Origin of the sequence: Solimonas terrae, from assembly GCF_011067135.1 — a bacterium.
In the GTDB taxonomy this organism is placed as follows: domain Bacteria; phylum Pseudomonadota; class Gammaproteobacteria; order Nevskiales; family Nevskiaceae; genus Solimonas; species Solimonas terrae.
In genome coordinates this window covers 138,631-160,198 of record NZ_JAAMOW010000005.1, presented here as the reverse complement: position 1 = coordinate 160,198, position 21,568 = coordinate 138,631, and the positions used below count along the sequence as shown (strand labels likewise).

The following is a 21,568-nucleotide window of genomic DNA, read 5'->3' as shown; positions in this document are numbered from 1 at the left end:
GAATCCTCATGAAAACCAAAACTCTCAGTAGCTTCAACAAGGCGCTGATCGCCGGCATGGTGGTTGCGGCTTTCGGTCTCGCAGGCTGTCAGGCCAATGGCGACGGTCTCGAAAGCGGCGACATTGTCAGCGACGGCGGCAACACCACACCACCGCTCAACAACGACGGCTCGACACCGACCACTGTCAACGAGGACGACAACGGTGACGGAACCGCCGAGACGCCGGTCGATGGCGGCAAGGGTTTTGTCTGCACCAAGGGAGCCAATGCTTTCGGCGGTGCCACGACCGAAGTCGTCGCAAATGGTCTGGTTGGTGGCGCCCTCAGCAACCTGCTCAATAGCTTGGGCGGCGCCCCCGTCACCACGCTGACGAACAGCGTCAGCGAACCGGACAACGTTATCGACGGGAAGCTGAGCACGTTCGCCACGTTCACGCTGCCGGTCGGCTTGCTCGGCCCGCTCAATCTGGTTGATTCCGTCGGCGAAGCGGTTGTGTTTCCATCGGCGGTGCCGGCTGGAAACTACGCCGTCTTTGGCGTCACCTTCCCGGCCGCGACCGTAAATCTTGGCCTGACCCGCACGGTGACGGTCACGACCTACCTCGGAGATACCCAACAGGAAACGATCTCGGTGGACGAAGCCCAGATTCAGCTGCTTGGGCTCAATGCGGTCGGCGACGAAGCTGGCTTCATCGGTCTGAAAGCTCGGAAAAAGTACGACTCGGCCGTGATCAGCATCTCGGCGCTACTGGTTGCAGCAGACGTCGGCGACGCAATGCGCGTGCACGAGCTCTGCACGGACGGCAAATTCGTCACGCCGCCGACGCCGTAAGCTTCGTCGCAGTCGCTGTTGAGGGCGCGGTGACAACACCGCGCCCTTTTTCTTGCCCCGGCTTCACAAAAACGTCATCGCAGCGTCACCTGCGGATCACCGTCCCTGACGATCATCGGACACGTCATGAAAGCGACGAATCCGCCCAAGAAAGCCCGCCCGCGCAGCAGCACCGGCAAGCCGCGTTACCGCACGATCTGGATTTCCGACGTCCATCTCGGCACGCCGGACTGCAAGGCCAGCCACCTGGTCGATTTCCTCAAGCAGAACGACTGCGAAACCCTGTATCTGGTCGGCGACATCATCGACGGCTGGCGTCTGCGCAGCGGCTGGTTCTGGCCGCAGGAACACACCAATGTCGTCCGCAAGATCCTGACCAAGGCGAAGCGCGACACGCAGGTGCTGTACGTCACCGGCAACCACGACGAGTTCCTGCGCAAATTCGTCGGCTACGAACTGGAGATCGGCAACATCCGGCTGGTCAACGAACACATTCACGAAACCGCGGACGGTCGCCGGCTGCTGGTCGTGCATGGCGATTTCTTCGACGTGATCACTCGTTACCACAAGTGGATTGCGCTGGCCGGCGATGCGATCTACGGCGGCACGATGCGCTTCAACCACTGGTTCAATCGTGGCCGCGCCCTGCTCGGCATGCGCTACTGGTCGCTGTCGGCGTTTGCCAAGCAGCACGTCAAGACCGCCGTCAACATCGTCTCGACATTCGAGGAGTCGCTGGCGCGCGAATGCCAGCGGCGTGAACTTGATGGCGTGGTCTGTGGTCACATCCATCATGCGGATGCGCGCGACATCGACGGCGTCACCTACTACAACTGCGGCGACTGGGTCGAGAGCTGCACCGCGCTGGCCGAAGACTTCGACGGCAGGATTCACGTCATTCGCTGGGTCGAACTCGATCATCTCAACCAGTCGAGCGCCGCGATCGCGATCCCGAAACTACGCAAGGCCGCCTGAGACCGGCCGATGCGGCTCCTTCCGCTTCGTTCCCTCCCCGCCCATCGCCTCGCGATGCTGGCAGGAAACTTGCTGATCAGAATTTGATCGCGGCATCCCCCTCCCGCCGCGGTCGAGCGGAGAGAAGATGCGCTACCGCACACTCTGGATTTCCGACGTCCACCTCGGTCGCCCCGGCTGTCAGGCCGAATTGCTGGCGGACTTCCTGCGCCGTCACGACTGCGAGCGCCTGTATCTGGTGGGCGACATCATCGACGGCTGGAAACTGCGACAGCACTGGTACTGGCCGCAAGCGCACGCCAACGTCGTCCGCGAAATCCTGAGCAAGGCCGAACAGGGCACGGCGGTTCACTACATCACCGGCAATCACGACGAATTCCTGCGTCGCTACGTCGATCACGCCCTACACTTCGGCAACATCTCGATCGCCAACGAGGCCGTCCACCACACCGCCGACGGCCGCCGCCTGCTGGTGCTGCACGGCGATGCCTTCGACATGATCACCCGCTACTTCCGGCGCATCGCGATCGCCGGCGACAGCGCCTATCAGACCCTGCTGCGCGCCAACGTCGTCATCAACCAGGTCCGTGCACGCTTCGACAAGCCGCAATGGTCGCTGTCGGCGTATGCCAAGCACCAGGTCAAGCGTGCGGTCAACTTCGTGTCGGCGTTCGAAGATGCGGTGGCGCGCGACTGCCGCCGGCGCGGGCTCGATGGCGTGGTCTGCGGACATATCCATCACGCCGAAATCCGCGACGTTCATGGCGTGACCTACTACAACTGCGGCGACTGGATGGAAAGCTGCACCTCGCTCGCCGAGGACATGAACGGTCGCTTCGAAATCCTGCGCTGGGCGGAACTGCACGAGGGCGAGCAGAATTCTCCGAAGGTCACGCCGATGCGGACCCGTCGGGCCGGAGGCGCGCCGGCCACCGACGTCGAAAGATCCGCCTAGCGGGATGCCGGCTCAGTGGCCGGCGATGGTCATGCCGTCGATCAGCAGCGAGCCGGTATGGGTGTTGGCATGGATGTCGACGTCGCTGCCGACGGCGACGATTGCCTTGAACATCTCGGCGAGATTGCCGGCGATCGTCAGCTCGTCGACCGGATAGGCGATCTCGCCGTTTTCCACCCAGAACCCGGCGGCGCCGCGTGAATAATCGCCGGTCACGGCATTGACGCCGTGACCCAGCAGCTCGGTCACCAGCAAACCTCGTCCCATCTGGCGCAGCAATGCTTCGAAATCGAACGGGCCCGGTTCGACCACAAGATTGAACACACCGCCGGCATTGCCGGTCGTCACCAGCCCGAGCTTGCGCGCCGAATAGCTGCCGAGCAGCCAACCGTCCAGGCGGCCACGATCGACCAGGACACGATCCTGCGTCGCCACGCCTTCACTGTCGTGAAAAGCGCTGCCGGAAGCGCGCAGCAGATGCGGCGACTGGCGCAGGCTGACCGCACTGGAGAACACGTCCTTGCCGAGCTGATCGAGCAGGAACGTGGCCTTGCGGTACAGGGCGCTGCCGGAAATCGCGCCGACGAAATGACCCCAGATGCCGCGCGCCAGCTCCGGCGGAAACAGTACCGGCGCGCGGCGCGTGTCGAGCTTGCGGGCACCGAGGCGCGCTGCCGCACGATGCCCGGCCATCCGCCCGATCTCATCCGGGGCCATCAGCTCGGCCGGCACGCGCGAATTGCTGTACCAGTAATCGCGCTGCATGTCGTCGCCGGCACTGGCGACTACCGCGCAACTGAGGCTGTGCCGCGTGCCGAGACGGGCCGAAAAGAAGCCATGCGTATTCGCGTAGGCGGAAATGCCACGATGGCTGGACACCCCCGCGCCTTCGCTGCCGGTAATCCGTGAATCGGCTGCAAACGCCGCCGCTTCGCAGGTGCGCGCAAGGTCGACGGCGGCATCGGCGTCGAGATGCCAGGGATGGTCCAGATCGAGGTCCGGCGCGGGCAACGCCATCAGCGCAGCGTCGGCGAGACCGTTGCACGGGTCCTCGCCGGTCGCAGCGGCGATCGCCAGGGCCGCGTCGACCGCTTCGGCGATGCCGGCATCGCTCCAGTCGCCCGTCGTCGCGTGGCCCTTGCGCTGCCGCAGATAAACGGTTAGGCCGAGCTCCCGGTCCTGCTGGAACTCCAGGCTTTCGATCGCGTCCTGGCGGACATTGACGCTGAGGCCGCGGCTCGCCGACACGCTGGCTTCCGCAGCAGACGCGCCATGACGCTGCGCATGTCGAAAGACCAGATCAAGCCGGTCCTTCAGTGCCTCGGCGCTTGGCAATTCGGCGGCGGTCGGGGAGCGGCTGGCAGGCAAGGTCATGGCGAAGCACTGGGGACGGAAGAGGACGAATGCAAGTGCGCCTGCAACTGCAGCAAGCGCTCCGGGGTTCCGACGTCGGACCACAGGCCGGCGTGCCGCTCTGCCGTGAGGCGCCCCTGACGCGCGGCGGCACGCAGCAGCGGCACGACCGAGAAGGTCCCGCCCGGGGCATTGTCGAGCAGGCGTGGATCGATGATCGACAGACCCGCGAAGGTCAGCCGCAGCGACGACGGTGGCTCGATGACATGCTGATCGCGCAACGTGAAATCGCCCTGCGGGTGATGCGGCGGATTGTCGACCAGCACCAGATGTGCAAGCGTGTCGACCGGCCAGTTGTGCGCTCGCGTCACGAGCTTTGAAAACGGATAGTCGGTGTAGACGTCGGCATTGACCAGCAGGAACGGCGCCTCGCCGAGCAGGGGCAGCGCACGCTGCAGCGCGCCGCCGGTCTCGAGCGCCGGCCAGCCTTCATCTGAATACGCGATGCTCAGACCGTAGCGTTCGCCATCGCCCAGCCGCTCACGCAGGCGCGGACCGAGCCAGCCGAGATTGACGATCACCGCCTCGACACCGGCCGCCTGCAGGCCCAGAAGATGATGCTCGATCAGCGGCCGGCCGCCGACCTCGATCAGCGGCTTGGGAGTGTGGTCGGTCAGCGGCCGCATGCGGTCGCCGCGGCCGGCGGCGAGAATGAAGGCCTTGTTCACGCCACCATGCCGAGTTCGTCGAACAGCCGCAGCAGGGGCGTCAGTTCGCGGTAGCAGGATACGACCTCGCGCACGTAGCCGATGAAACGGGGCACGTCGCCGAGATAGTGCGGTTTGCCGTCGCGATAGTTGATGCGGGCGAAGATGCCGATAACCTTGAGATGGCGCTGCACGCCCATCCAGTCGAACTGGCGGACAAACGTCGCCTCGTCGGGCAGCGGCAGACCGGCACGCCGCGCACGATCGGCATACTGCCGCCGCCAGACCTCGATACGCTCGCTCGGCCAGCTGAGAAACGCATCCTTGAACAGCGAAACGACGTCATAGGCCAGGGGGCCTTCGACCGCGTCCTGAAAGTCGAGAATGCCGGGGTTGGGCGTCGACAGCATCAGGTTGCGCGGCATGTAGTCGCGATGCACGTAGACGCGCGGCTGCTCCAGCGCCGAGGCGATCAGCGTCGCGTCGATCGCCGATAGCGTGGCGGCCTGCGTCGCGCTCAGTGCGCGCTCGAGATGACGGCCGACGTACCAGTCCGGAAACAGCGCCAGCTCGCGCTGCAGCAGCGCCTCGTCATAGCGCGGCAGCACGCCGGGCCGGCTGGCCAGCTGCCAGCGGATGAGCGCATCGATCGCATCGGACATCAGCGCATCGGCATTCGCATCGTTGATGACGTGCAGGTAGGTGTGCCGGCCAAGATCGCCGAGCAGCAGGAAACCGCACGCCAGATCCTGCGCAATGACGCGCGGCGCATGCAGGCCCGCATCATGCAAGAGCTGCGCGACCTGCAGGAACGGCCGGCAATCCTCGCGTTCCGGTGGCGCATCCATCAGCACCCAGCTGCGCTGCCCGTCCTCGATGCGGAAGTAGCGACGGAAACTGGCGTCGGCCGAAGCCGGCGCGAAAGCGGCGGCGGCAAGATCGAGCTGCCGCAGGGCCCAGTCGCGCGCAGCGACGGCGCGGGCGTCGAGATCGTCGGTGGATTTCAAGATGTGGGATGCGGATCGGACCTGGCCCGCGCAGCTTACCCGAAGCCGGCAGGCGCTTCGATCATTGCACCGGGCGGGAGCTCCCGCCGATACTTGCCGCCCGTCCGTCCCGGAATCGCGCGACCTTGCCCCGCTTTCGCCGTCCGTTTCCCCTGCTGTTCGGTCTGAGCCTGTGCGCGGCGGCGCCGTCGTTCGCCCAGAGCACGCTGCCGACCGAGCGCGAGTACGACAAACACTCGCAGATCTACAACGGCTCGTCGTGCGCGCAGATCACCGATACGCTGCCGCCGATCGAAGCGGCGCCCGATGACAAGGTCCGCGTCAGGGCCGATCATGCCGATCTGCTCCACAACGGCCTGTCGACGCTGTCCGGTTCGGTCAAGCTCAAGCGCGACGACCAGGAAATCACCGCCGAGCAGCTCGACTACGACGAACTGCAGCAGCGGATCACCATAGACCACGAGTCCTTGTTCCGCAGCAGCAAGATCGTGGTCGACTCGCAAAGCTCGCAGTTCGATCTCGACGACAAATCCGGCCTGTTCAATGACGACAGCTTCGTCGTGCTGATGCGCGGTGCGCGCGGCCACGCCGATCAGCTGCAGGTCAATGCCGACAAGACGGCAACCCTCAAGGGCGCGGACTACACGACCTGTGCGCCGGGCAACAACAGCTGGTATCTGGAAGCCAGCAAGATCGACCTCGATTACGACGCCGGCATCGGTACCGCGCGCAATGCACGCCTGCGCTTCCTCGACGTGCCGATCTTCTATTCGCCGTGGATCCAGTTTCCGATCGACGACCGTCGCCGCACTGGCCTGCTGTATCCGCTGCTCGCCAATACCAACAAGACCGGCTTTGATCTCCGCGAACCGCTTTACATCAATCTCGCGCCGAACTACGACATGACATTCACGCCGCGCTACATGTCGGAGCGCGGCACCCAGCTGGAACTGAGCGGCCGCTACCTGCTGTCGCAGTCGGAAGGCGATCTCGGCTACCAGTATCTGAATCGCGATCGCGTTACGGACCAGGAACGCAGTTACCTGTACTACAACGACCGCAGCCTGCTGACGCCGCGCCTGTCGATGGACCTGCACTACGCCGACGTCAGCGATCCGGGCTACTTCGAGGATCTCGGCAACAACGGCATCGATCTGAGCGCGAATTCGTTCCTCGATCGCAGCGCCCGCTTCATGTACCAGTCGCCGGCATCGTATTCGGTGCAGATGCTGGTGCAGGACTACCAGGAAATCACCAGCAATCTCACCCAGGTCGAGCAGCCGTACAAGCGTCTGCCGCAGATCCTGTTCAACACGCAGACGCGCAACAGCTTCCTCTACAGCCGGCTTGGCCTGAACGGCGAATACAGCAACTTCGTGCGTGCCGATTCGGTCGAGGGCCAGCGCATCGACGTCGACCCGTACATCAAGGTCGAGCGCGACACGATTGCCTGGTATTCGAAGGCGCTGCTCGACTATCGCTACACCGATTACCGCCTCACCGGCACCGCGCCTGGTGACGCCAGCAACCCGAGCCGCGGGCTGCCGATGCTCAGCACCGAATACGGCCTGCGCTTTGAACGACTGCTCGACGACGGCACGCCGCAGCTGCTCGAGCCACGGCTGTTCTATCTGTACGTGCCGTACCGGAATCAGGACGATCTGCCGGTGTTCGACAGCGGCGAGCCGGACTTCGATTTCACGCAGCTGTTCGCACGCAACCGTTTCTCGGGGATCGACCGCATTTCCGATGCCAACGAGCTGACGCTGGCATTGACCGGCCGCCAGCTCGATCCCGATACCGGCGCCGTGAAGGCCTCCGCATCGATCGGCCAGCTGTACCGGCTGGAAGCGCCACGCGTCGCACTGCCCGGCGAAACGCCGCCGGACAGCGGCGTCACCGATCTGATCGGCGAATTCGAGTACAACCTGTCGACCCACTGGGGCACACGGCTGCTCGCGCAGTGGTCGCCGGCGGAGTCGGAAATCAGCCGCGCCGGCGTCGCCGTGCGCTATCGGGACGACAACCGGCATCTGTTCGAGACCGCCTATCGCTATCGCCGCGGCCTGCTCGAACAGACCGATCTGACCGCGATGACGCCGATCTATCACGCCATCAGCCTCGCCGGCCGCTGGCGCTACTCCGTGCGCGACAAGCAGTCACTCGATACCTATGTCGGTCTGCGCTACGACACCTGCTGCTGGGCCGCCGATGCCGCGTTCCGCCGCTATATCTCGGACTCGAAAGGCACGATGAACAACGGCATCTACTTCCAGCTCGAACTCAAGGGCCTCGGCCAGATCGGCTCCGGATTCCCGAACCTTCACGTCGACGACGATGTCTACTGAGCGGTCGCGAACCGCCTGAGCCCCGTTTACCGGCGGCCTGAGCGATAATCCGCCACTGCATTCCCTACATTTCTTCCGGTTTCCGCCATGTCGCTGCGTCCGCATCTGCTGCGCCCCGTGTTTTCATTCATGCTCGCGCTGAGCGCCGGCCTCGGTCTGGCGCAGAGCGCGCAGGCCGAGCCGCAGACGCTCGATCGCATCATCGTCGTGGTCAACGACGGCACCATCCTGCAGAGCGAACTCGAACAGGCGATGGACGACGCACGCTCGCAAATCGCCAAACGCCAGCTTGCCGCGCCGCCGGAAGACGTGCTGCGTGCACAGGTACTGGAGCGGCTGATCCTGACTCGCGTGCAGACCCAGCGCGCCGAGCAGGAAGGCATCCGCGTCGACGACCGCGAGCTCAATGACGTCATGACCAACATCGCCAAGCAGAACGGCATGACGCTGTCGGCGTTTGCCGAAGCAGTGCGCGGCGACGGTCTCGACTACCTGGCACTGCGCGAACAGATCCGCAACGAAGTCACGATCCAGCGCCTGCGCAACAAGGAAGTCGACAGCCGCGTCGTCGTCACCGAACCGGACATCGACGCCTTCCTGAGCAGCGCCGGCGCCAACAGCGACAAGGAATACCGTCTTTCCGACATCCTCATCATCGTCCCCGACGGCGCCAGTCAGAAAGTCCGTGACCAGGCACGCAGCAAGGCCGACGAGCTGCTCAAGCGCATCAAGAACGGCGAGGACTTCGCGCAGCTGGCGATCGCCAATTCGAACGGCCAGCAGGCCCTGCAGGGTGGTGATCTCGACTGGCGCAAGGGCGCCGATCTGCCGGCGGTGTTCGCCAACATCGCCGCCAAGCTCGACAAGGGTCAGGTCAGCGACGTCTTCGAGACCGGCAGTGGCTATCACATCATCAAGCTCACCGATGTACGCGGCGGCGACGAGCGCAAGACCGTCACCGAGACCCATGCCCGCCACATCCTGATCCAGACCAACGCGATCCGCGATGACGATCAGGCGCGGGCGCAGGCGCGCGACATCTACAACCGCCTCAAGGCGGGCGAAGACTTCGCCAAACTGGCGAAGGAGTTTTCCGACGATCCGGGCTCCAAGAACAGCGGTGGCGACCTCGGCTTCCAGCCGCCGGGCGTGTTCGTGCCGGAATTCCAGTCGCGCCTCGACCAGCTGCAGCCGAACGAGATTTCCGAGCCGTTCCGCACGCAGTTCGGCTGGCACGTCGCGCAGCTGCTGGAACGCCGCGAACGTGATGTCACCGACGAGCAGAAGCGTGCCCGCGCACGGACTGCAATCGGCACCCGCAAATCGGCCGAGGAATACGACATCTGGCTGCGTCGCCTGCGCAACGAAGCCTATATCGAATATCGCATTCCGTCGGATGCCGAAGCGGCCAAACAGCTGCAGTAGCCACTCGCCGGTTTGCGTGCGATCCGCGCGGTGAGCACGACCATACGCATCGTCGTCACGCCGGGCGAGCCGGCCGGCGTCGGCCCGGATCTGGTCTGCGCGATGGCGCAGCGGGCCTGGCCGGTCGAGCTGGTGGCGGTCGCCGACGCTGGCCTCCTGCAGGAACGCGCCGCCCGTCTCGGACTGCCGCTGCGCATCCTGCCCGCCGATCTGCAGGCCACCGCGCAGCCCGGCGCGGGCGGCGAGTTGCGCCTGCTGCCGGTACCGCTCGCCGCGCCGGCCAGCGCCGGCAGGCTCGATGTGCGCAACGCCGGCTATGTGCTCGAGACGCTGCGGCAGGCCGCCGACGCCTGTCGGCACGGCCTCGCGCAGGCGCTGGTAACCGGTCCCGTGCAGAAAAGCGTGATCAACGACGCCGGCATCGCGTTCTCCGGTCACACCGAATTCCTGGCCGAGCGTACCGGTGCGGCGCTGCCGGTGATGATGCTGGTGGCGGGCACGCTGCGTGTCGCGCTGCTGACCACGCACCTGCCGTTGCGCGCGGTCGCCGATGCGCTCGACCGCGAGCGGCTGCAGGCCACGCTGGCGATCCTCGATACCGATCTGCGTCGCCGCTTCGGCATCGCGAGGCCACGCATTCTGGTCTGCGGACTCAATCCGCATGCCGGCGAATCCGGCCACCTCGGCCGCGAGGAAATCGACATCATGCAACCGGCGCTGGCGGCGGCGCGGGCGGCCGGAATCGATGCGATCGGCCCGTTGCCCGCCGACACCCTGTTCACCGCCAGGCATCTCGCGCATGCCGATGCCGTGCTGGCGATGTACCACGATCAGGGCCTGCCGGTGCTCAAGTACGCCGGTTTCGGCGAAGCCGTCAACGTCACGCTCGGTCTGCCGATCATCCGTACGTCGGTCGATCACGGCACCGCACTCGATCTCGCCGGGAGCGGCAAGGCCGACGCCGGCAGCCTGCATGCCGCGCTGCTGCTGGCGATCGAGCTGGCATCGCCATGAGCGAATCCGCGCATCAGGCCAAGAAGCGCTTCGGCCAGAATTTCCTGCATGATCCGCAGGTCATCGCCCGCATCATTCGGGCGATCCATCCGCAGGGCGGCGAAACCGTGGTCGAGATCGGCCCCGGCCTCGGCGCACTGACCGTGCCCCTGCTGGAAAAGCTCGGGCAGCTGCACGTTGTCGAAATCGACCGGGACGTGATTCCGCGACTGCTCGCGATCTGCGGCAACGCACCGGGCCTGATGATCACCCAGGCCGACGCGCTCGGCGTCGATTACCGCCAGTTCGCGGTCGCGGGCCACAAGCTGCGGCTGGTCGGCAACCTGCCGTACAACATCTCGACGCCACTGCTGTTCCATCTGCTGGCGCAGAGCGAAGCGGTGACCGACATGCACTTCATGCTGCAGAAGGAAGTCGTCGAGCGCATGTCGGCGAGCGCTGGCGAGGAAGCCTACGGCCGGCTCAGCGTCGCGCTTGCAGCGCGCTGCGAAGTCGCGCATCTGTTCAATGTCGGCCCCGGTGCCTTCAGCCCGGCACCGAAGGTCGATTCGGCGATCGTCCGCCTGAAGCCGCGCGCACCTGACTTCGCGATCGACGATCTGACGCTGTTCGACCGGGTCGTCGCACAGGCGTTTTCGCAACGCCGCAAGACTCTGTCGAACGCGCTCAAGGGGCTCTGCAGCGTCGAGCAGATCCGCGCCGCCGACATCGATCCGGGGCTGCGTGCCGAGCGCCTGCAGGCCCGCGATTTCGCACGTCTCGCCAACCGCCTGGGTGCCGCCGGTTGACGTTCGGCGGCAGCAGCCGACAATGAGCCCAGGGCTCAGGCGGGAGGCAGCGGATGGCGACCTACAACCATATTCTCGTCGCATTGGCGTTGGACCAGAGCGGACGCCTGGTCTTGAAGCGCGCCTGTGCGCTTGCCGAACTGTTCGGCGCGCGATTGTCGGTGCTGCACGTGGTCGAGTACATCCCGATCGAAAGCGGTGAACTGCTGATGACCGCGCCGGTCGATCTGACCCAGCAACTCGAACAGCAGTCGCGCCAGCAGCTGGAGGCGATCTGTGCCGAATGCTCGATCGCCGCCGAAAACGTGCACACCGCAACCGGCCCTGTGACGCCGCAGATCCAGCAACTGGCCGAAGCCCTGCAGATCGACCTCATCGTGCTGGGCCATCAGCCGCGTCACGGCCTCGCCGCGTGGTTCAACCACACCGAGGAAAACGTCATCACCCGGGCACGCTGCGACGTGCTCGCGGTACACGTCGGCTAGGCCGCTGTCGGCATCGACCGGCGCGCCGGCATAGCCTGCGTGCTGTCGCGTTACGGCTTCCCGGCAGTCTCAGGTACTCGACACCCTCGGCAGCCGTGCCAGCACCTCGGCACGCTTGCGCACACGCCCGCGCTGCTGCAGGAAGTGCGCGAGTCGCGGCTCCGATTCGGGACCACGCCAGAGCGCACTGAGAAACACGGCGATATAGCTCTTGTCGACCAGCGCGCCAAGGCCGTCGATGTCGGGTTCGATCAGCTTGTGCAGTTCCACCAGGTTGTAATACGGCACGCGCGGAAACACGTGATGGCCGATATGCCAGTTGATGTTGTTCCAGAACCACGAGTGCACCGGGTTGGAAATGACCGTGCGAGTGCCGGTCAGCTTGCCCTCGTTCCACGGCGTCTCGTAGTGCTCGGAAATGAAGCGCATCGCGTTGAAGAACGAGAAGAACAGGATCGGATACAGCACCAGTCCGAGGGTCTTGTCGAGCACACCATTGTGCGCGGCCCAGGTCAGGAGGATGGCGTAGACGACGACCTTGAACAGCGTCTCGCCGATGTGGATCGCCCAGTTGCGGCGGTCGAACTTGCCGATCGGGTACAGCAGATTGAAATGCAGGAAGCTGAGCAGCGCGCTGGCTGCGATGTATCCGTAGAACAGCAGGAAATCGAGCGGACCCCGCTTGCCCATCGTGAACGCGTCCGGATCCTGATACGAGCGGTTGTAACGGTGATGTTCGAGATGATCTTCCTTGAAGGCCACGAACGAGGCCAGCAGCGGTGTCATCGCGATGATGCCGAACGCCCAGTTCTCCCAGCGTGGCTCGAACAGCACGTTGTGCGTGGCGTCATGCATGAACGTCACCATGCTCATCTGCATGTAGCCCAGACCGACATACGCGGTCCAGCGCAGCCAGGTGGAGTCGGTGGTCCAGACGATGTAGCCGAGCATTACCATGATCGCGATGAACAGCAGGATCTTGGCGTGCGTATAGACCGGCCGGAACTGCATCAGGCGCATCAAATCTTCGCGGGGAACCTGAGGGCGGAGTCTGGTCATGTTCTGAAACGCCTATGCAATGGCCGGAGACACCGCGCCCGGCTGCGCGACAACGGACTGACAGTCGCGGAACACCCTGTCCATGGCGCAAACGGCGGCAATACGCCTCGCGTCGAGTCGGGGATTTCCTCTACGGTCGCCAATATACGGCAATTCGCCGTCAAAACCATGTGCGGGGCCGCTGCGACCCCACGGCGCAGAGGCAGGACCTACAAAGGCCGCAGTTCGCGTCCAACCAGCCAGTCGATCATGCCGTGGGCCTCGATCGCCGCGGTCGGCGCGATCGCGTACTGACCGCCGGCGGCCTGCCAGCTTTGCAGCGCCGTCTCGTCATCCGGCGCAGCAACGAGCGCCGCACCACACGCGGCAGCGGCGGCCAGCAGTTCCGCCATCCCGTTCCGGTCGGCAAGCAGCTCGGCTGACGCGAGCAGCAACTGCAGCGGCTTGTCGCCGGCGTCGGGCAGCGGCAGATTGAAATCGCGCAATGCCAGACGCACACCCTGCGCCAGCAGCCCGACGCTGGCGGCGTGCAGCGGCTCGGTTTCGCTCAGTCCGTCCGGGCTGAGCGCGAGTATCAGACGATCGCCCGGCACCTCGTAGCGCCGCAGCAGTTCCTCCACATGCCGACCGAATTCGCCGCTGCGCAGCTGCCAGCCGGAAATCTCGATGATGAACGGCAGCACCGGCAAGCCGCGTTGCCGGGCACTCAGATGATGCTCGCACACGTGCGTGATCTGCCACAGCTCGAGATCGCCGATCAGCCCGGCGCGGGCACCGGCGCGCAGCAGTTCGTCCTCGTCGATGCGACCGAAGCGGGGATGTTCCCAGTACAGGCAGGCGCGAATCGCGCGGACCGCACCACCGCCGAGATCGACGATCGGCGCCATCAGCAGGTGAAACTGGTTGAGTGCGACGGCCGCGTGGATCTCGCGTTCGAGATCGAAGCGCCGGCGGCGGTCGGCGTCGATCTCGGTCGTGAAGATCCGGTAGCAGCCGCGGCCGGCCTGCTTGGCGTCGTACATGGCCATGTCGGCGTGTCGCAGCAGCGTCTCGCCGTCGCTTTCGTCGAGCGGATACAGGGTCACACCGACGCTGAGACGGGACACGATATGCAGCCCCGGAATCGCGAGCGGATGCGCGAAGCGGTCGATGAGCTTCTGCGCCAGCTGTGCCGCGTCCTCGAGCGATCGCAGTCCGGGCGCGAGAATCACGAACTCGTCGCCGGCCAGGCGCGCGACCGTGTCGGATTCGCGCATCACCGACTTCAGGCGCTCGGCGGTCGCCTTCAAGACCAGATCGCCAACCTCGTGTCCGTGCCGGTCGTTGATGTCCTTGAAACGATCCAGATCGAGGAACAGCACGCCGAGCAGACGGCCACCCCGCTGCTGCGCGAGCCAGGCCTGCTGCAGGCGGTCCTGCAGCATCACGCGATTCGGCAGGCCGGTCAGGGCGTCGTAGTGCGCCAGCTGTTCCAGGCGCGCCTCGCCTTCAAGGCGTTCGCTGATGTCGACGGCGATCGCCATGAACACCGGCGGCACCTCGTCGCGCGAGAAGTTCAGGCGCACTTCGACCGGATAGCTGCTGCCGTCGCCGCGGCGGTGCCGGCAACGGTACATGACGCTGTCCTGCTCGCCGGCACGCAGCTGCTGCAGGTACTGCCGGAACACGCTCTCCTCGAGATCGCCACTGATGTCGAGCGGCGTCATCCGCAGCAGGGCTTCGGCGCGGAATCCGAGATTGCGGCGTGCACCGCGATTGACTTCGAGCAGCGCGAGATTCTGCGCATCGAAGATGTAGACCTCTTCTGCCGATGCATCGAGCAGGCGACCGAGTCGACTGGCCAGGTTTTCACCACGCAGGCGCTCGGTGATGTCGCGGACGATCACGACCAGTCCGGTCGATTGATCGAAGTTGAGGGTCTGCACCCACAGCTCCACCGGAAACGTCGTGGCATCGCGGCGCCAGCCGACCACTTTCGGCAGCGACATGGCGCCGCGATCGGCGACCGTGCCGACGTAGTCCGCGAGACGGACCCCGGGCGTATTGAGAAACGGCACCGGCATCAGCTTGGTGACCGTGAAGCCCTGCAGTTCGTCGCGCACGTAGCCGAACATGTGCGTCGCGCGCGCGTTGGCAAAACGCACGACGCCCGACGCATCGGTCATCAGCACACCTTCTTCCAGGTGATTGACGATCGCCTGCGACAAGCGCGCCTCGCGCTTCAGACCATCGAGTTCCGCGTTGTACCGCGTGATGTCGCGACACAGCATCGCGGCGCCGTCGACGGCGCCGGCCGCGTCGCGCAGCAGGCAGGCCTGCAGTTCGACCGGCCGCCGGCTGCCGTCGCGTGCGCGCAACCAGGCACTCTGCACCGGGACTTCGCCGTGCTTCTCCAAGGCAAGCTCGAGCGCACTCTGCATCGGCGCGCCCTGGGCATCACCGAGATGCACCACCGAATACGCCATGCGACCACGCGCGGCCGCCAACGGCCAGCCGGTCAAACGCTCGGCAGTGGCGTTGAGATAGCGAACGCGGCCATCGCGATCGGCGCTGACGATGCCGGTCTCCAGCGCGTCCATGAAACCACCGGCACGCTCGCGGAAAAACAGTTCGCTGAGATCGGGGGCCGATTCGGGACGCGAAGCCGGCGCGGCCGGGTCGGCACGCTGCCGCCAGTCGGCGGGTCGCGTCGTGCGGCGCAACAGCCAGGCAGCGGCAACGACCGCCAGCAAGGCCAGGATCAGCAGCGCAAAACCGGTGATGCGCAGTTGCGCAAGCGCACGATCATGGATATCGGCAATCGCCACCGTATTCACGTCGACCGCGGCGCGACCCAATACACGCCCATCCGGCGCACGGATCAGCGTGGACAACCTGACGCTGTCGAGCGCATACAGGGCGTTCTCGATGATCTGACCCGGACCGCTGCCACTCAAACCGAGGCCATCGTAGTCGCCGGCACGCGCCAGCAGCAGCCCGTCGGTATCGGTCAGCACGACGCGGCGCAGGCCCCAGGGCCGCTGCAGGAGCGCGCGCGCGGTCGCTGCGATTTCGGGGACCAGCAGGGGGCGCCGCAATGCCGGCGCCAGGACCGGCCCCAACTGTTGCTCGACAAAGCCTTGAGCGGCACGCCTCTGCAGGTTGCTGGCGCCGAGCAGGCTCGCGATACCCAGCCCCAGCAACAGCACCGCCTGCAAGCCGAGCAGTCCGACCGCCAGTCGCGACCGGTTCCAACGCGTCCTTGCGCTGGCCGCAGACATTGCTCAGATCAGCATGCGCACCGCGGCCGGTCGCCAGGGCACCTGCTTACTGGCCGCCGCCGCTACCGCTGCCGCCATTCTGGACGAAGCTGTCGCGCTTGAAGGTTTCCGGAATCGGATACTTGAAGCTGTTGATGTAGCGCTGGTAGACCTGCTCGGCAACCTCGCCGGGCACCGGGCGCACGTCGGCGGCCTGCGCTGCGGGGCTGGTCTGCAGATCGAGCCAGGCGCGCGTGTCGCCACCAAGCAGCGGCAAGGGATCGGCTGCACCCTGCGCCTGTGCCAGAGCCAGCAGCGGCGACGACGCCAACAGGCACGCAACAACCACGACGAGCTTTTTCATTTCTTCACTCCTGAGCCCGCGTTGCGGGCCTGCAAATTTCGGGCGTCGCTGCGCATGCGGGCGACCACGTCCGGGGTGATGCCCGCCTCGTCGACGACACGCTTCACACCGGCCTCGTCACCGGTGAGCATCAACAGCAGCAACAGATTGTTGCGCGACTTGTCGTCATTCGGTTCGAGTTCGACCGCCGTCGACAATTCCGGCATGGCTTCCGCATAGCGTCCCGCACGCAACAGCGCGTATCCGAGATCGTTGCGGGCACCGGCGTCGGTCGGATCGCGCCGTGTCGCCTCGCGCAGATACTGCACGGACGTATTGAGATTGCGGCTCGCGTACAACAGGCCCAGGCCGTGATAGGCGTCACCGGCCAGACGACCATTGAGCAGCCCCCGATAAAGCGCTTCGGCGGCAGCCGACTGGCCGAGATCACGACGCGCCTCCGCTTCGAGATAGCGCAGGTCATCGCTGTTGCCCGTCAGCCGCTGCTGCTGCTGGATGTGCGCGAGCGCCGCGTAGTACTGCTGCTGATCGAGCATCTTGCGAATCAGATCGACGTGAACCGACTCGTCGGTCGCGGCAAGATCCGCCGGCGAGACGGAGCCGTCACCACGACCACCGCTGCCGGCGCAGCCGGCCAGAAGCGCGACCGTGATCAGCACGGCGCCGCTACGGTGCAGGCTTTGTCGTTTGTTATCCACTCATTCCCTTCAGCGCGGTGATGATGGCGAGAAACGCCGGCCCGGCAACGAAGATCAGCAGCCCCGGAAAGAAGAACATGACCATCACGACCGTCATGCGCCCCGACAACTGATTGACCTTCTCGCGCAGCTCAAAGCCGCGCCGTTCCTCGATGACCTGCAGCGTCTCCAGCAGGGGTTCACGCAGTTCGCCGCCGTAGCGTTCGACCTGACGCAGCACGCCGAGCACGGTCGTCAGGTCTTCGACTTCGAGCATGTCGGCCATGGTTTTCAGGGCTTCGCCCAGTTCGCCACCGGCGTCGACCTGACGCAGCACGATATCGAACTCGTGACCGAGTTCCGGCAGCACGCCGCCGCTTTCACGCACGATGCTCGCCAGCGCCTGACGTGTCGACAGGCCGGACTCGAACAGCAGCACCAGCAGGTGAATGAAAAGCGGCACCTCGTGTTGCGCCCGCAGACGACGCCGTGACGCCGCGGCGCGCAACACCCAGCGCGGTGCCAGAAAGCTGAGGATGGCCGCGATGATCAGCAACAGCAGCCCCAGGATGCCGCGCTTCGGCGACTCGCTGAACGTCCAGAACGCCGCGACGCCGGCAAACAGCAGGACCGGCATAACCGCCTGGAAGGCATACCAGAACAGGCGCGCCTTGGCGGTGCGCCAGCCCGCCTGGACCATCAATCGGCCGCTCTCGCCCTCCGTGTCGATCATCTTCTCGATGGCCTTGCCGCTGCGCGCCATCGTTTCGATGACCGGGGCCGTACCGACGACGCCGAAATCGCGGGCCACGGTGCTGGCCTGCGGATCGACACGCCGCTGCAGCAGGCTCTCGTGACGGACTCGCAGCAGCAAATAGACCAGCGTCAGGATCGCCAGCACGCAAACGATGATGGCGGCCGCAACGATCGACGCGAACAGGGTCGGACTCATCAATCTGCCTCCGTCGATTTCATCATCCGCCAGATCACCAGCATGCCGGCGACCTGCAGACCCAGTGCGCCGCACAACAGGATGCGGCCCTTGTGATCGGCCCACATCTGCGTGTAGTAGCCTGGGTTCTGCCAGACGATGTAGACCATGAGCAGGATTGGAATGATCGCCAGCACCAGGGCCGAAAAGCGGGTTTCCGCGGTGAGTGCGCGCAGTTCGCGCGCGGCGCTCTCACGCGAGCGGATGCCGCTGATCAGGCTGCGCAGCACATTGCGCAGGGAGCCACCGAACTTGCGATTGATCGCGGCCGCCAGCGCCATGACCTTGAGATCGCGCAGCTGGTGGATCTCGGCCATCTGCATCAGTACCGCCTCCAGCGGCGCGCCGAGGCGAACCTGGCGGCCGACACTGACGAACAGCGGTTTGATCGGGTCCGGCGCCTCGCGGCTGGCGGACAACAAGGCCTCGTCGAGGGTATTGCCGGCGGCCAGCACACGGATCGTGCTTTCCAGGAACGACGGAAACTGCTCGATGATCTTCATGCGGCGGCGGGCCGCGCGCTGAGACAGCACGAACCAGCCGATGATGATCGCGAACACGGCCAGCGCGAGACCCGCGAACGCCCCGAATACAAGCAGCAGCACGGGAATGATCAGGGCCGCGACAACGACGATGCGCAATACGGTGGTCGGCTGCAGTTCGACGCCGGTACGCCAGATCAGATGACAGAGCCAGCGCAGCACCGGATTGCGGATCTGGCGATCGTTGTCGAGACTCAGCAGCGCCGCCGCGGCCTCCTCGTTGCTGCCGCCGAGAACACGCAGACGCAGACCCACTTCCTCCTGCCGTTCGCGAGCGGCCGCGCGCAGGATCAGCGCGACGGCGGAACCGAGCAGCAGCAGAGCCACGAGCATGACGGCCAGCAAGGTCATGGTGCCGCCTCCCTCAGATCGAGATGCTCGCCACGCTGAATGTCGTAGCGGAAGCTGTCACGCAGGACCAACTCGCCGCCGGCCAGGCCCGCGACTTCGGTGATCGACATCACACGCCGCTGCCCGCCCTTCAGCCGGCTGACGTGCACGAGCATCTGGATCGCTGCCGCGACCTGGCCTCGGAACGTGCTTTCGCTGCCGGTGTAGCCCGCGAAGCCGGCCAGCAGTTCGAGTCGATGAATCGCGTCGCGCGTGGAATTGGCATGCAAGGTGGTCATGGAACCGTCGTGCCCGGTGTTCATTGCCTGCAGCATGTCGAGCACTTCGTCGCCGCGCACTTCGCCGACGATGATGCGGTCCGGTCGCATGCGCAGCGCGTTGCGGACCAGATCGCGCGCGGTGACAGCGCGCTCGCCCTCAAGATTCGGCGGTCGCGACTCGAGACGCACGACGTGGCCATGATCGAAGCGAAGTTCCGCCGCATCTTCCACCGTTACCAGTCGCTCGCTGGACGGTATCCACTGCGACAGCAGATTGAGAAACGTGGTCTTGCCCGAGCCCGTGCCGCCCACCACGATCAGGTTGGTGCGATTGGTCACGCGCTCCTGCAGATAATCGAGCGCCGGACGGCTGATGGTCCCGAAACGCAAGAGGTCGTCGGACGTCAGTGCATGCTTGCGAAACTTGCGGATCGACAGGCAGGGACCGTCCAACGCAATCGGCGGCACGATCGCATTGACGCGCGAGCCGTCCGGCAGCCGGGCGTCGACCATCGGCGTCGACTCGTCGACACGCCGGCCGATCGGCGCCAGGATGCGCTGGATCACGCGCAGCACATGAGCGTTGTTGAAGAAACGGATCGGCACGCTGGAAAGGCGCCCTTCGCGCTCGACAAACACGCGATCCGGACCGTTGACGACGATATCGTTGACAGTATCGTCGTCGATCAGCATCTGGATCGGGCCGTAGCCCATCAGCTCGTCCTTGGCATCGCGTGCCAGTGCTTCGGACTCGCGCTGATTGATCGGCAGCCGCTGGTCGACGACATAGCGACGGATCTGGTCGAGCACGAACCGATCGGTCTGCTCGTTGTCCCAGCGATCGATATCGAGATTGCGTTCGTCGATCTGCTGGATCAGGTGCCGGTGAAAGCTGTTCTTCAGCTGCAGGTACTGATCGGACAGCCGGAAGCGGGCGAGCTGCGCGTCCGGGGCGGTACTCATGCTGGTACGGTCCGATTGGCCCATTTCATCAGTCCGTCAACCGAACAGGCGGGAAAGCCCGCCCTTGCTGACGTCCATCTGCGTCTGACCGGCCAGCAGTGCGCTGGCGAGCGCCCGGATGTCGGCGCAGAACGGTTCCTTGGGCGCGATGCTGAACATCGGCTCGCCGGCGTTCATTGCCTGGATGCGGCCGTGATTGGTGCTGCTCGACAGACGCCCGAACAGCGGCAGGTCGAGAATCTCGGCGAGATTCTCGGGCTCCAGACCGATACGCTTGCGGTAACCGTCGACCAGCAGCGAGGTACGGTCGAGCGGACAGTCGTCGAGACGCAGCGCGCGCAGCAGGTATTTGCTGTGGCGCGACTTGATGATCGACTGGTCGCTGAGCAGCAGCGCCCGTTCCGCCTGCGCCAGCACGGCCGAGATGCAGTCCACCGGCCAGTGCGCGTCGAACGCCACGACGACGCAGCCGAACAGCCCGCGCACCACCTGCAGCAGCTTGACGAAATCATCGAAGACGAATTGCGGCCGACCGATCAGGTCTTCCGGCAGGCTCAGCAGGTACAAGCCGCTCGCGTGCCGTGAAAACGCGGTGTCGACCAGCGTCTGGTCGCAGCGGTACACGTCGTTGATCGCATCGAGCACGCTGTAGGTCTGGCTGATGTTCAGGAACACCGCAGCCGCGCCAGGCGGCGTTGCGACATCGATCAGCAGCGTCGGCTCCGACTTCGGCAATTGCTCGACGCAGGACAGTGCCAGGTGGCCGGCGACAAAGGCGATGGCATCGAGCGGTTGGCTGGCAAACACCCCGTAAAGATGGCCCTGCCGCTGCTGCGGGCGCGGCACGGTCTGACTGCGCCGCAAGAGTTTGGACAGCAGCGCCGCCACGTCGGCCTCGTCACGCCGCAGCACGAAGAAGTCGCGGGCGCCGGCCCGCATTGCGGCGAGCACCACGTCCGGATTGCTGTCGGCGCCCAGACCGGCCACCGCAATGTCCGGAGCTCGTTCGACGAGACGTTCCATCATCGACAGGCGGACGTCGAGATTGGCACGCTCGAACTGGAAGAAAACGGCGTCGACGCGGCCCATCATCTGCACGCGCTCGATCAGATCCTCGGCGTCCAGCGGCCGGATCAGCGAGAAGTCGGCATTGCTGCCAGCCGCATTCTCCAGCCAGCTCAGATACACCGGATCATCAGCAACGACGACTGCCTGCGTTTTCATGAATGCTT

19 protein-coding genes are annotated in these 21,568 nt (G+C 65.2%); 8 read left to right on the top strand and 11 right to left on the bottom strand.

Features of this window, described 5'->3' with window-relative positions; genetic code table 11:
* The first annotated feature begins 8 nt into the window (after positions 1 to 8).
* The 3 genes from G7Y85_RS11030 (at position 9) to G7Y85_RS11020 (ending at position 2,763) form a co-directional block, all read left to right on the top strand.
* Positions 9 to 833 carry a hypothetical protein gene (locus tag G7Y85_RS11030; protein WP_166256495.1) on the top strand — a complete coding sequence of 275 codons (825 nt, stop codon included), beginning with the start codon at positions 9 to 11 and terminating at the stop codon, positions 831 to 833.
* A gap of 126 nt (positions 834 to 959) precedes the next feature.
* Positions 960 to 1,808, top strand: a complete 849-nt coding sequence (locus G7Y85_RS11025; protein ID WP_166256492.1) for a UDP-2,3-diacylglucosamine diphosphatase — start codon at positions 960 to 962, stop codon at positions 1,806 to 1,808.
* A 127-nt stretch (positions 1,809 to 1,935) separates the two neighbouring features.
* Positions 1,936 to 2,763, top strand: a complete 828-nt coding sequence (locus tag G7Y85_RS11020; protein ID WP_166256489.1) for a UDP-2,3-diacylglucosamine diphosphatase — start codon at positions 1,936 to 1,938, stop codon at positions 2,761 to 2,763.
* Positions 2,764 to 2,775: 12 nt separating this feature from the next.
* Here G7Y85_RS11020 and pmbA read toward each other — a convergent pair whose 3' ends face one another.
* The 3 genes from pmbA to G7Y85_RS20110 are packed head-to-tail and all read right to left on the bottom strand — an operon-like array spanning position 2,776 to position 5,830.
* Positions 2,776 to 4,137, bottom strand: coding sequence for a metalloprotease PmbA (gene pmbA, locus G7Y85_RS11015; protein ID WP_166256486.1), 1,362 nt, complete (start codon positions 4,135 to 4,137; stop codon positions 2,776 to 2,778).
* On the bottom strand, positions 4,134 to 4,844 hold the full coding sequence (gene murU / locus G7Y85_RS11010; RefSeq protein WP_366514947.1) for an N-acetylmuramate alpha-1-phosphate uridylyltransferase MurU: 711 nt from the start codon (positions 4,842 to 4,844) through the stop codon (positions 4,134 to 4,136). Before murU ends, pmbA begins: the two co-directional genes overlap by 4 nt.
* Complete coding sequence (locus G7Y85_RS20110; RefSeq protein ID WP_194241158.1) at positions 4,841 to 5,830, bottom strand: aminoglycoside phosphotransferase family protein; 990 nt, start codon at positions 5,828 to 5,830, stop codon at positions 4,841 to 4,843. The genes murU and G7Y85_RS20110 overlap by 4 nt, the downstream gene beginning before the upstream one ends.
* Positions 5,831 to 5,955: 125 nt before the next feature.
* Here G7Y85_RS20110 and G7Y85_RS11000 point away from each other — a divergent pair, with 125 nt between their 5' ends.
* The 5 genes from G7Y85_RS11000 (at position 5,956) to G7Y85_RS10980 (ending at position 11,890) form a co-directional block, all read left to right on the top strand.
* Complete coding sequence (locus tag G7Y85_RS11000) at positions 5,956 to 8,178, top strand: LPS-assembly protein LptD (protein WP_241696123.1); 2,223 nt, start codon at positions 5,956 to 5,958, stop codon at positions 8,176 to 8,178.
* Between the two features lie 87 nt (positions 8,179 to 8,265).
* Positions 8,266 to 9,603: a peptidylprolyl isomerase gene (locus G7Y85_RS10995; RefSeq protein WP_166256480.1), complete on the top strand. Its 1,338-nt coding sequence runs from the start codon at positions 8,266 to 8,268 to the stop codon at positions 9,601 to 9,603.
* A gap of 30 nt (positions 9,604 to 9,633) precedes the next feature.
* A complete protein-coding gene (gene pdxA / locus G7Y85_RS10990) occupies positions 9,634 to 10,617 on the top strand; it encodes a 4-hydroxythreonine-4-phosphate dehydrogenase PdxA (RefSeq protein WP_166256477.1) in 984 nt (327 codons plus the stop codon).
* Complete coding sequence (gene rsmA / locus G7Y85_RS10985) at positions 10,614 to 11,405, top strand: 16S rRNA (adenine(1518)-N(6)/adenine(1519)-N(6))-dimethyltransferase RsmA (protein WP_166256474.1); 792 nt, start codon at positions 10,614 to 10,616, stop codon at positions 11,403 to 11,405. The genes pdxA and rsmA overlap by 4 nt, the downstream gene beginning before the upstream one ends.
* A 53-nt stretch (positions 11,406 to 11,458) precedes the next feature.
* Positions 11,459 to 11,890 carry a universal stress protein gene (locus G7Y85_RS10980; RefSeq protein WP_166256471.1) on the top strand — a complete coding sequence of 144 codons (432 nt, stop codon included), beginning with the start codon at positions 11,459 to 11,461 and terminating at the stop codon, positions 11,888 to 11,890.
* A gap of 69 nt (positions 11,891 to 11,959) precedes the next feature.
* Here the strand turns inward: G7Y85_RS10980 and G7Y85_RS10975 are convergent, their stop codons facing one another.
* The 8 genes from G7Y85_RS10975 to G7Y85_RS10940 all read right to left on the bottom strand — a co-directional run bounded on the left by G7Y85_RS10975 (position 11,960) and on the right by G7Y85_RS10940 (position 21,560).
* Entirely contained in the window at positions 11,960 to 12,910 is a 951-nt protein-coding gene (locus G7Y85_RS10975) for a fatty acid desaturase family protein (protein ID WP_166256468.1), read from the bottom strand.
* Positions 12,911 to 13,158: 248 nt separating this feature from the next.
* Entirely contained in the window at positions 13,159 to 16,209 is a 3,051-nt protein-coding gene (locus G7Y85_RS10970; RefSeq protein ID WP_166256466.1) for a sensor domain-containing protein, read from the bottom strand.
* A 46-nt stretch (positions 16,210 to 16,255) separates the two neighbouring features.
* A complete protein-coding gene (locus G7Y85_RS10965) occupies positions 16,256 to 16,552 on the bottom strand; it encodes a DUF3613 domain-containing protein (RefSeq protein WP_166256441.1) in 297 nt (98 codons plus the stop codon).
* Entirely contained in the window at positions 16,549 to 17,250 is a 702-nt protein-coding gene (locus tag G7Y85_RS10960) for a tetratricopeptide repeat protein (protein ID WP_166256438.1), read from the bottom strand. The genes G7Y85_RS10965 and G7Y85_RS10960 overlap by 4 nt, the downstream gene beginning before the upstream one ends.
* Positions 17,243 to 18,181 carry a type II secretion system F family protein gene (locus G7Y85_RS10955; RefSeq protein ID WP_166256435.1) on the bottom strand — a complete coding sequence of 313 codons (939 nt, stop codon included), beginning with the start codon at positions 18,179 to 18,181 and terminating at the stop codon, positions 17,243 to 17,245. The genes G7Y85_RS10960 and G7Y85_RS10955 overlap by 8 nt, the downstream gene beginning before the upstream one ends.
* Positions 18,181 to 19,113 carry a type II secretion system F family protein gene (locus tag G7Y85_RS10950; RefSeq protein WP_166256432.1) on the bottom strand — a complete coding sequence of 311 codons (933 nt, stop codon included), beginning with the start codon at positions 19,111 to 19,113 and terminating at the stop codon, positions 18,181 to 18,183. The genes G7Y85_RS10955 and G7Y85_RS10950 overlap by 1 nt, the downstream gene beginning before the upstream one ends.
* Entirely contained in the window at positions 19,110 to 20,336 is a 1,227-nt protein-coding gene (locus G7Y85_RS10945; protein WP_166256430.1) for a TadA family conjugal transfer-associated ATPase, read from the bottom strand. The genes G7Y85_RS10950 and G7Y85_RS10945 overlap by 4 nt, the downstream gene beginning before the upstream one ends.
* 36 nt (positions 20,337 to 20,372) lie before the next feature.
* Entirely contained in the window at positions 20,373 to 21,560 is a 1,188-nt protein-coding gene (locus G7Y85_RS10940) for a CpaE/TadZ family protein (protein WP_166256427.1), read from the bottom strand.
* Between the last annotated feature and the right edge of the window lie 8 nt (positions 21,561 to 21,568).